General features: G+C 43.6%; 11 protein-coding genes. 8 read left to right on the top strand and 3 right to left on the bottom strand.

From position 1 onward, the window contains the following. Positions 1-114 precede the first annotated feature (114 nt). Positions 115-597 (bottom strand): nucleoside 2-deoxyribosyltransferase, encoded by a 483-nt coding sequence (locus KTE19_RS11260; protein WP_217161404.1) that lies wholly within the window; start codon positions 595-597, stop codon positions 115-117. Between the two features lie 200 nt (positions 598-797). Here KTE19_RS11260 and KTE19_RS11255 point away from each other — a divergent pair, with 200 nt between their 5' ends. The 3 genes from KTE19_RS11255 to KTE19_RS11245 are packed head-to-tail and all read left to right on the top strand — an operon-like array spanning position 798 to position 3541. Beyond that, positions 798-1253 (top strand): GNAT family N-acetyltransferase, encoded by a 456-nt coding sequence (locus KTE19_RS11255; RefSeq protein WP_217161405.1) that lies wholly within the window; start codon positions 798-800, stop codon positions 1251-1253. Further along, entirely contained in the window at positions 1254-2456 is a 1203-nt protein-coding gene (locus KTE19_RS11250) for a multidrug effflux MFS transporter (protein WP_217161406.1), read from the top strand. A gap of 17 nt (positions 2457-2473) precedes the next feature. Then, positions 2474-3541, top strand: a complete 1068-nt coding sequence (locus KTE19_RS11245; RefSeq protein ID WP_217161407.1) for an endonuclease/exonuclease/phosphatase family protein — start codon at positions 2474-2476, stop codon at positions 3539-3541. 126 nt (positions 3542-3667) lie between these two features. Here the strand turns inward: KTE19_RS11245 and KTE19_RS11240 are convergent, their stop codons facing one another. After that, positions 3668-5122 (bottom strand): APC family permease, encoded by a 1455-nt coding sequence (locus KTE19_RS11240; protein ID WP_217161408.1) that lies wholly within the window; start codon positions 5120-5122, stop codon positions 3668-3670. A gap of 389 nt (positions 5123-5511) precedes the next feature. On the opposite strand from KTE19_RS11240, the gene KTE19_RS11235 reads away from it, so the two are divergent. Together KTE19_RS11235 and KTE19_RS11230 are read left to right on the top strand one after the other, a co-directional pair. Beyond that, positions 5512-6054, top strand: a complete 543-nt coding sequence (locus KTE19_RS11235; RefSeq protein WP_217161409.1) for an HTH domain-containing protein — start codon at positions 5512-5514, stop codon at positions 6052-6054. Between the two features lie 285 nt (positions 6055-6339). Further along, a complete protein-coding gene (locus tag KTE19_RS11230; protein ID WP_217342310.1) occupies positions 6340-7251 on the top strand; it encodes an NADP-dependent oxidoreductase in 912 nt (303 codons plus the stop codon). Positions 7252-7722: 471 nt separating this feature from the next. On the opposite strand, the gene KTE19_RS11225 is transcribed toward KTE19_RS11230, so the two are convergent. Continuing rightward, positions 7723-9075, bottom strand: coding sequence for a threonine/serine exporter family protein (locus tag KTE19_RS11225; protein ID WP_217161411.1), 1353 nt, complete (start codon positions 9073-9075; stop codon positions 7723-7725). A 158-nt stretch (positions 9076-9233) separates the two neighbouring features. Between KTE19_RS11225 and KTE19_RS11220 the strand changes: the two genes are divergently transcribed. The 3 genes from KTE19_RS11220 to KTE19_RS11210 all read left to right on the top strand — a co-directional run bounded on the left by KTE19_RS11220 (position 9234) and on the right by KTE19_RS11210 (position 10827). Next, the gene (locus KTE19_RS11220) at positions 9234-9470 is read left to right on the top strand and encodes an AbrB/MazE/SpoVT family DNA-binding domain-containing protein (RefSeq protein ID WP_217161412.1); all 237 of its coding nucleotides are present in this window, start codon (positions 9234-9236) and stop codon (positions 9468-9470) included. Next, positions 9467-9853, top strand: a complete 387-nt coding sequence (locus KTE19_RS11215; protein WP_217161413.1) for a type II toxin-antitoxin system death-on-curing family toxin — start codon at positions 9467-9469, stop codon at positions 9851-9853. The genes KTE19_RS11220 and KTE19_RS11215 overlap by 4 nt, the downstream gene beginning before the upstream one ends. Positions 9854-10056: 203 nt before the next feature. After that, on the top strand, positions 10057-10827 hold the full coding sequence (locus tag KTE19_RS11210; protein ID WP_217161415.1) for a CPBP family intramembrane glutamic endopeptidase: 771 nt from the start codon (positions 10057-10059) through the stop codon (positions 10825-10827). The last annotated feature ends 220 nt before the right edge of the window (positions 10828-11047 follow it).

The raw sequence follows: 11047 nt of genomic DNA, 5'->3' as shown, positions 1-11047 counted from the left end.
CCCTGTAGAATACAGGAATCAAGCCATGGTAGCTTAAATCAATATCTAAACTTGTCTAACTTTTCTGTTGCACTTCACAACCGGTAGGCGTTTTTAGTTTGCAATTATGATGAATTAAAGCACTTTTTTCTCGGTATACTTCTGTTCCAAATTATTGAAGTCATAGTCCTTCAAGCCTTGGATATCATCCTTGCCATTGAAGAAGGCCGTGTAACTCCTTGCCAGCATTAAGTTGAGTTGACTGTTTTCGCCAAATTGAACCATAATGACGGGGATGTTGGCTTCATGGGCTGAACCCATTTCAAATACGGTTCCGGAATCTGGCTCGGTTAAACCGTCTTCGAGTTGATAATCCAGAATTGCAACAACGACATCTGCTTTGTGAACCTGGCGCATATCGGAAGCAAAGACGGCGTCCTGCCACTTAAAGCTACCAAATGGTTCTTGTTCAAATTGATGTTCCTGCGGATTGAAGATTGCACCATTATCAATCGTAGGGTTTTGTTTCAATAACGTAATCACTTGATCGATCCGATCTTTTTGACCATCGCTAAAAAACGGTGAAGCGAGATATACTTTGTTTTTATAGGCTGCCATGAGTAAATCCTCCTTATGTTTATCATTATTGTACACGAAATCCGAACAAAATTGTCATTAATATCGATATTTTTCCTGTTTTGGGGGCAACTAATGTCCCAAGTTAATCAATTTGCGGTATCATCAAAGCGATGTAGATGTGCTTCAATTCGATTTAGTTTACAATACGGATAGAATAGGATTTTGGAGAGGACCTTGTCATGATTATTCATACTCACGGGCTTTCCGGCCCCCAATTAGATGAAGTCACCAACATCTGGCTAACGGCTAACTTGGAAGCCCACTGGTTTATTAACGGCAATTATTGGCGCAATTACTATGCGGAGGTCAAACCGCAAATTGGTGATTCGGAGCTCTTTTTGTATGAGGAAGCGAATGTCATCCAAGGTTTCCTGGGCATCGAGGACAATTATATCGCCGGCCTATTTGTTGATAAACGCTACCGTGGTCAGGGAATTGGTCGAGAACTCATCGCTGCTGCCAAACGCACGCGCAATGAGCTGACCTTATCTGTTTACGAGAAGAATCAAGCTGCGTATCAGTTTTATCTCAAGCAGGGGTTTATTGAGACATCTCGGGGAATTGACCCGGTTACTAATGAAAGGGCGATCAATATGGCGTGGCGGGATTCAGCTTCAAAGAGGAGGGGATCGTAAATGAGTTCCAGCAAAGTTCAACCCCGATTAGGGAATACTGGTTTTATTATTTTTTTAGCCTTATTAAGTGCTTTTGTGCCATTATCGACGGATCTTTATTTACCAGCCCTTCCTGAAATGACCCACTTTTTCAATGTTCCAGAAATCACGATGAACCTGACCCTCATTCTGTTCTTTATTTTTTACAGTATCGCAACTTTATTCTGGGGACCATTGAGTGATCGGTATGGCCGCCGACCAATTTTATTAATCGGCTTGGTAGGCTACCTAATTGCCAGCATTTTGTGTGGGATTGCCACCAGTGCCACTCAAATCATTCTGTTTCGAATTCTTCAAGCCTGTGGTGGTGGTGTGGCAACCACGGTGGCAACTGCGGTGATCAAGGATGTCTATGTGGGTAGAAAACAAGAAACAACGTTGGCAATTGTTCAGTCGATGGTGGTGATTTCACCTGCGATCGCGCCAGTAGTTGGGTCACTGTTATTGACGTTTATTTCCTGGCGGGGCATTTTCTTTGCTCAAGCGTTGTTAGGGCTAACCGTTGTCCTTGGGGCGCTCATATTCAAAGAAACCCATCACCCGGAACATGAAACCATCAGCGTGATGCGTTCATTTGGCCGTTTGGGGGTTCTGTTGAAGGATCCGGGATTCACCGCGCTATTGCTAGTATTTTCGACCATGTCGATCATTTCGCTGGGATTTATTTCCTCTTCGTCGTACATCTATCAAAACACTTTCCATCTCAGCAGTCAGATGTTTAGCTTCTTCTTTGCATTTAACGCAATTGGCATGCTGCTGGGGCCGCTGGTTTATATCCCCCTGTCAAAATTCATTGACCGGTTTGTGATCATTTATAGCTGCTTCTTTATCAGCATCGTCAGCGGCGGCTTGATTCTCATGTTTGGCCTGGGTAGCCCGATTATGTTTGCCCTCACCCAATTTCCAGCCACCCTGGCTAGTAGTGCGATTCGGCCACCCGGAACTTACCTGGTTTTGAAGCAGCAGGAGAACGACAATGGTTCCGCATCGTCACTGTATAGCGCTGGTGGGACCATCATGGGTAGTGTGGGGATGATCTTTGTTTCGGTCGCTGAAGCTTTTCCGGTACAAGCCATTGCCCTTATTAATATTGTAATCGGGGCAATTTGCTGGTTGGCGCTGTGGCTGTCCATGAAGGGATTCAAAAATCAGATTAAAATTTAAATAGATGAGAGGTTGTCATGAAAAAGTTTTTCAAAATTTGTTTAATGTTCGTGTTTGGATTTGCGATTCTTATCGGCAGTTACGTTGCCTATGTGTATTTGAGCTATCATCGATTAGCGGACAACATTAAGTTGCGTCCCCAAAATCATCAGGAAACGGTGCTGAAAACCGGCACGACATATAAAGCGATGACGTTTAACATTGGTTATGCGGCGTATCCAGCTAGTTACTCGTTTTTTATGGATGGTGGCAAGTATTCTCGAGCGTATAGTCGACAATCGGTTGAACGGGATATGACCGGGATTACCAAGGCTGTGAAGGAGGAAAATCCCACGCTTGCTTTTTTCCAAGAAGTTGATACGAATGGTGATCGCTCGTTTCATGTCAATGAGGTGAAGTGGTTGCAACGAAAATTCGCTGACTATTCCAACGTTTATGCGCAAAACTATGATTCAGCTTACCTGTTCTATCCATTAACCCGACCAATTGGAAAGACCAACTCCGGGTTGGTAACATTAGCCAAGGCACGGATGACTGATGGTACGCGTTATTCGTTGCCAATTGATACGGATTTCAATAAGTTCATGGATTTGGACCGCGCATTTTCGGTCACTCACATTCCGGTTGAGAATGGGAAAAAATTATCGGTATTCAATTTGCATTTATCGGCGTTTACAAAGAATGCCAAGGTGAGAAGGGCTCAGCTCAATAAGCTGTTTACCAAAATGAAATCGGAATCCGCAAACGGAAACTACGTCCTAGTTGCCGGTGACTATAATCATGACATGCTGGGTGACAGTCCAAAAGTCTTCGGCACGACTGAAAAGCGGGAGAATTGGACCCATCCGTTCCCCACGGCTCAATTGCCTAAAGGCTTTCGAGTAGCTAATGATGGCTTGGCTGCCGCAAAAGTGCCATCTGTGCGCGCGAATGGGACCCCATTTCATCCAGGAAAGACTTACGTATCACTAATTGACGGGTTCCTGATTTCCGATAACATTCGAGTGAAGAGCGTTCATGTGAAGTATCTGGGCTTTGCGAACTCGGACCACAATCCTGAGATCCTCCAGTTTGAATTGAAATAGATCGGACTGAAAGACGATTTGATTTCAAAATAAAAAATAACCAATTATTCCGGGTTGTTGGAATAGTTGGTTTTTTAATATGGTCAGAATCGGCCATTTGTCATATGTTTTCAAATTTAATTGATATTATTTATCTTTATGTTCAGCAATTTTATCAGCAGTCGATGTGGAATGCCTAATTCCGTAGGCGAAGTAGATTAACATGCCAAAGATGAACCAGCCGAGCGCATAAGTTTTCGCTTGAATATCCAAGCCCATGAAGATGGCCAGGGCACCAAGGAAGCCGAGCCCAGGCAAAACTGGATACAGTGGCATTCGGAAACTTGGTGTCGGAATATCTTTACCTTCACGAGGACGCAAAGCATAAATTCCGATTGAAACGAACATAAACGCGATTAGGGTTCCAGCGGAGATAAGTTGTGCCAAGAACGTGAATGGGAAGAATGCTCCCAGTAAAATACCAATCACCGTTAGGACGAGTAATGCCCGGTTAGGCAGGTTATGTTCAAGCTTTCCAAGCCACTTTGGCAATAGGCCATCTCGGCCGAATGAATAAACAAGTCTTGAACCCGCCAGCATCATGCCAATTAGAGCGGTGAACATTCCGACAACCGCGATTGATTGAACGACTGTCGCAACAATTGCGTGACCACTTCTTCTTAATGCATAGCCAACTGGTTCGGCGTTGTTGGCATAATCTGAGTAATGGAACATGCCGACTAATACCAAGGCAACGGAAACAAACAGGATGACGGCAATCACTAATGATCCTAAAATTCCACGAGGCATGGTTTTTTGCGGGTTCTTTGCTTCAGCTGAGTTAGCGGCAATTGAATCAAAGCCAATATAGGCCAAGAAGATTTCCGAAACCCCGGCATAAATGCCTTGCCACCCACCGAATGCCGAACCATCAGCGTTTGGATGATACTTAGGGATAAATGGGCTGTAGTTGGACATCTTAATCGCAGTGACCCCAACAAAGATGAAAATTAGAATTGCGATCACTTTTAAGACAACCAAGGTATTTTCAACTCGGGTAGTTTGGGAAGCTCCTCGGGAAAGCAATAGGGTTACCAAGATAATGGCAACAATGGCGACCAGGTCCATGAGGCCACCGTTATTCCCTGTGGAGGCCGCCGCTAAACTCTTCGGAAGTTTCCAACCAATCGTTGAAATCAATCCTTGGAAATTGGCAGAAAGCCCGGATGCCACGAACGCAACCGCAATAAAATATTCAGCAAGCAGTGCCCAGCCGGCAATCCAACCCCAGAATTCGCCGAAGACAACGTTAATCCAAGAATATGCGGATCCGGCGAATGGCATTGCGGCTGCCATTTCAGCGTAGGCAAAAGCGACTAAGCCGGCAACGATTGCGGCCGTTAAACATGATAATGCAACAGCGGGACCGGCATGCTGTGCAGCGACGACTCCCGGCAAGGTAAAGATTGAAGCTGAAACAATTGTCCCAACTCCCAGTGCGAGGAAGTCTTTGGTGGTCATGCTGCGGATCAGGTGTGAATCCTTGTCTTGATAGACTAACGGATCCTCTTTACGGAACATTTTTTCAGTTAAACGACTCATCAAGTACCACTCCAATTATTATCTATAAGAATCCAACGAAAGTTCTAACAGTAACCTCACAATAAACAGTTGATTAACTGCAAACCTTCTATAAACTAAATACGAAAACGATCGCGGCTTTCTCCTCGATCAAAGCAATTAAATCGTGTTAATCCTGACTAAAACCATTTTATTATCGTTAGACGTTGCGAGTAGTTTACCGCAATTTTCATGAGATTGTCAATAAGAAACTTTAATCTCATTTTAATGTTGAGGATTTTACCTTCAAAATAATTTTATGAATGGAAACAGAAATTGAGTTGCCGAATGCCAGTTTAATCATTATAATGAATGTTGTGTATCTGCGAACTGGACTGTTCGCGAATCAAATCCTATTTGGGGGCGACATTATGGAACTAACGATTAAAGAGTTAGCGGACGAATTAGCAGTTTCCAAAACTGCAATCAGGAAACATATGGACGACAAGTTCCGATCTACATATACGATCAAAAAAGGTAACAAGATTTTAATTAAGGATGAGGGCATCGAGTTACTTAAGGGTCAATTCAAGAACCAGTCGGCATCGGCAACTCGGAAGTCTGAAAAGGAAACCGGAAATAAGGTTTCTGTTAAGGGTAACCAGGACCAAAGCGCACTATTGGCGGAGCAATTGGATGACCAGCGTAAACAGATCGAAGAAAAGGATAAACAAATCGCTGAACTCCATCAATTACTGGATCAATCACAACGTTTGCAGTTGGACGTTCAAAACAAGCTCAAACAGCTTGAAAATAAGAGTGCAAACTCAATGCAAACTAAGACGATCGAAGCCAAAACGGCAGATGAACAAGACGACGACCACATTCCAGATAACTATCAACCAACCTCAGCTAACGGGACTCATTATGAATCGACGGGGCATAAAAAGCACTGGTGGCAATTCGGCAGATAATCATTTATTTTAAATTTATTCTTTGCAATTTTTTGGAAGCTACCACCAGAGAGTATCCCGACTATGTAACGAAAGAAGCCTAACGATTCCAATATAAGGAGTCATTGGGCTTCTTTTGTTCCGTTCTGAGATCAAAAACGCCGATTGTTCCCTTCCTTCTGCACTTTAAATGCGATCTGGCCCGCGTTCCTGCTTATTTTCTCCATAAGCGAACGACAACTTTCTTGCCACTCGTCCTGTTTGCGCTTACAATTGCGCTAGTACAATGATTAAGGAGGCAGCACAATGAAAGCATATGGATATGTCAAACATGGGAGCCCGGACGTTTTTCAAGAATATGAAATTGAAAAACCGACTCCTGCACCAGATCAAGTATTAGTGCAAACGATTGCGGTTGGTCTCAATAATCGTGAGCGTTCTGAACGGGCAAATGGTGGTAGCTTGGGATCACCATTAATTCCCGGTCGAGATGTTGTTGGTGAAGTGACAGAAATTGGCAGCCGGATTTCTGATTTTGGCGTTGGCGAATTAGTGATGACTCACACGGAACGGGGATACGCGGAATATGTATTGGCAGATGTTGACGCGACGGTTCACGTTCCTGGCGGAATCACACCAACCCGGGCAGCCGGGATCATTACTCCTGGACTAACTGCCTACAAAGCTGTGAAGTATTTTGCCAATGTCCAACCTGACCAGACGGTTATCGTGAAGGGCGCTTCTGGTGGGGTTGGCTCGCTGTCCGTCCAGATTGCCACAGATTTGGGTGCCAATGTCATCGGGATTGCCTCAAGCCACAATGAAGATTTTGTTAAATCGATTGGGGCAACCCAGTTTGTTGCCTATGATCAAAGTGATCCAGCCACTGTGCTGGCTGACCAAGGAGATGTCGTGATTAACAGCGCGATGAATGGTGCTGGCACTGATGACGATGTCAAGATGGTGAAACCTAACGGCACAATTGCCAGCGTGGCCCACAACTCACCAATGACTAACAAGCCGATCAAATTTGTTCATATTCACCCAACCAATGCCATGACTGATCGGGAGGCGCTGAAGGCAGTTGTGGATTTGATGCGGGATGGGAAACTAACCGTGAATATCGGCTATACATTGCCATTTAATCGGGATGGCTTTGTAAAGGGCCACCAGTTGCTTGAAGAGAAGCATGATGGCCGGGTAATTATTGTTAAATAGTTTTAGCCTTGAACAACAAGTGCTTTGATCTCAGAATTTAACAGAAAGGACCAATTATTCCAACACTAGGAATAATTGGTCCTTTCTGTCAAATGGCCGGGATCAGCCGGTTGGTAAAGCTTTAATCAATATAAGAGTGGTAATCACAGTCGCCATTACAAATGAAAGAAATGACTAATGTCTCAGCTGCTTTTGGGTTTCGCGGTTGGTCTAGTTTATATAGAGCAGGACAGCTCCTCCAAGCAGGAATCGGAACCTAAGCACCTGAATCATAAATCCCACAAACCGGGATTTATGATTCAGGACACTTAGGTTCCGATTCCTAACCGCTTGGATCCGCTCACTTACGTTAGGACAGCTGGCCAAAGCAGAAACTGGAACATAAGCACCTTGGTCAAAAATTCCAAGCCCAGGAATTTCTGCCCAAGGAGACTTATGTTCCAGTTTCTAACGCTTTGTTTCGCTCACTTACTAATCAAAATGTCGCCACTCTCTATCCAGCAATGCCCTCGCCACAAACAGCCCAAGTGGTAGGAACATGATAATCAAGGCAGCCTTTGTGAGCCACAATGCGCCCACACTGATCTGGTTGATGCCGATGCTGTAAACGGCCCTGTAGATGTACAGTCCTGGCACCATGATAACGATTGATGGGACAGTGAGTGAAATCCTTGGGTAACCGTTGAACCGGTTGACAACCGATGCAATCAAGCCCGCTAACAAGGCGGCCAAAAATGCGGCAGCTGCTGGTGGTAACGCTGTCAGGTCAACTAGTTCAAGCCTTAACGTATTCGCAATGGCACCAATACAGCCCGCAACGGTTGCCATTCTGACGGTACTATTGAACATAATCGAGAAACCAAAAACGCCACAGAAACTTGCGGGCAATCTCAGCAACATTAAGACAACAGGCGATAAACCGAGGGGCAGAAAGTTCTCGGGCTGGAAATGAAAGAGTAGGGCAACCAGCCAACCAACTAATGAGGCGATTAACGTGATCATAATCGCGTATGCCAGTCTTTCCAGCCCTGATCGCATATCTAGCTTCGAAAGGTCTAAAATGCTTGTAATAAACGGGAAACCGGGAATAACGAACAACATTGCGCCAATGTAGCCGGCTTCATGTTGAGCCAAAACTTGGAAATTTTCCTCAAAGAGCTTGAATGAAATCATGTACGCGATTCCAGCAATCGCCACGGCAATCGCAATGCTGGCAAAGGTTGTCATGCGATGTTTCCCCATCACGCTTCTAGTAAAGTTACCGATTCCCGCCCCGATGAACGAACAAATCATTTCGGGGATGCCACCACCGAGCAGAAAAATAAAGCCACTGCAGGCTAGAGCAGCTGCCAATCCGGAAATAACGGGTGTATACTGAGCAGGTTTTTGCTGAATCTTATCAATTTGGTTGTGAATGGTTCGAATGGTTGTCGTTGAAAAGTCGTTGGCAAAATTGGCGACAAAGCCCTCCATGATGTTTAGTTTATCCGTATTCACCCCGGTATTTGGAAGTGACAGAATTTGTGAATAGCTATCATCGTCGGCGAAACAGGTAAACTGAATTGAAGTCAGGCCGATGTCAGCTGAACACGTTACACCCAGGACCCGGGCGATGGTGTTCATCGCGTCACGAACACGCCACGCTCCAGTTCCACAGGACAACATGATAATGCCAACTCGGCCAATAACTGAGGCCCGTTCTCGCAAAGGCGCGTTTTTGGCGGGTACTTTCTTTTGACTAATGAAAGCATTCCATGGAATGGTCATATGATGATTTTGGGATAATCGAAATTTTTTAGGTTCGTCGGGTTGGTTGTTTACCATGAGATCCTCCAAGATGAGTCGAATTGTATTATTAGCAATATTTGCATTATAGCCATGACATGGGGTTGGGTTCAAGTTGGAAAAGGCTTACAGGAGAAAATAGTAGAATCATGTTATAATGTTAGTATGTCATAACGCTTTAACAAGGAGGGCTCCTTATGGAAACTGTCAAAAAAATTATAAAAGTTGGCAATTCGAACGCAGTAGTTATTCCTGCAGATATGCTGAATAAACTTCATCTTTCTACTGGAGATGATATCGTGATTAATGAACAAGATGACTCAATCAAAATTACAAAATCCAAGCTCTCAGAATCGTTCCAGGATGCTTTAGCTGAAGCACTTGACAAATATCATGGTGCCTTGGAAGACCTTCGCAAAGGTGATGATCAGTGAAATTATTAAGTATTGATGAAATCATTGCTATTAACGTCGCTACTACGAGTCAGAATGGACAAAAGACATTTGTCAGGAATCCGCATGGACTTGAATCAATTGTTGCCCTTCCAAGGCAATCTGCATTTGGTCAGCAAATGTATGAAACTTTAGCTGAAAAGATAGGAATTACTTTTATTAAAATTATTAATTTACATCCATTTGAAGATGGAAATAAACGTACCGCCGTCATCGCCGCAGAGATCATTTCTCGACGAAATCATAACGAACTAATGATGGCCAATGATGAAATTCGGGATCTGGCATTGCGAGTAGCGAAGACTGATGATTCCAATTTAAATTACCATGATGTGTATTTACAGTTTGAAAGACATTTAAAATAGTTCAAGTTATTCCGGGTATTCATTTAAACGATACGCCGGATTTTTCATTGTTTAGAGGGCTCAGGAAATCTAAATCAGTTGGTCCTTCTAATGAAACTAAGCTCTATCTGACATTTCCGTTTGACATGTATTTTGCCAATAGCACTAAAATGACGAATAGATTATAATCAGTTTAATTAAATTCACAGAAAGTAGTGATTCCAATGATCATTGAGAGTCGCAGGCCTTGGGTTGAACAACTGTTTGTTGCGGTTATTATCCTGATTATCTTTGTTTTTATGGCGTTTGCCCTATTTGATAGTGGTGAGGCGACGTATGCGAAAGCGCGGTTACTGTTCGCGATGATTGTTTTATTGATTACATACAGAGAGATTGGCACCTTTAAAGTCACCAAGCCTAGAGTAAAGCTTTCCGCAAGCTTGAAGCTTTGGCTTGTGATTATTGGAATCATCTTGATTATGATGGCATTGCAAGAACGGCTACCATTGCGGATATTGCTGAACTTGAATTCAACCAATCTAGCCGAAAATACAATGTTTGCTTTAGCGGCAGGGATCTTTGAAGAAAGTTTGACTCGTGGGTTGTTCTTTTCAATTTTTCTGCAAAACATGCAATACCGCAGCCGATCCCTAAAATTTACTCGGTCCGCGATTTATTCAGCGCTAATATTTGGTAGTCTCCATCTCATGAATTTGAGAAGTGGCAATTCAGCAGCGATCTTTCAGCAAATTTTCTACGCCTTTGCATTGGGAATTATGTTAGCTGTAATCCGGGTGACCACAAATACCTTATTTTGGGGGATTGGCCTGCATTTCCTGATGGATTGGCAGCCGGGAATCGCCAGTCCCTTAAGCGCTACAACAAGTTGGCTCCCCATTTTGTTAATCTTTGGTAGCATGTTAGTTGTTGGAATTGTTTATTTGGTTAAATTTGACCGTGAGTATGAAAAGCAAAATCAGTTAGCGAAAAGCTGAACAGATATCTTTACATAAGTGAAGACCGCCATTATTCTTAATTTCAGAATGCTGGCGGTCTTCGCTTATGTTGTGCTTCAAAATGCATGTCGAGATCCTTTTAGATTGCCCGAATTTCAAAAATAACCGTTTTTTTAAATTGCCCAGTTTAAAATTCAAGTGCAACACTAATCAACTAGACCTTTCAGACTAGACATGAAAGGCCATGAAGACCTATTCT

Source organism: Lentilactobacillus dabitei, from assembly GCF_019061365.1.
Classification (GTDB): Bacteria; Bacillota; Bacilli; order Lactobacillales; family Lactobacillaceae; genus Lentilactobacillus; species Lentilactobacillus dabitei.
The sequence above is the reverse complement of the archived record's forward strand: the minus strand, read 5'-3'. Positions and strand labels throughout refer to the sequence as shown.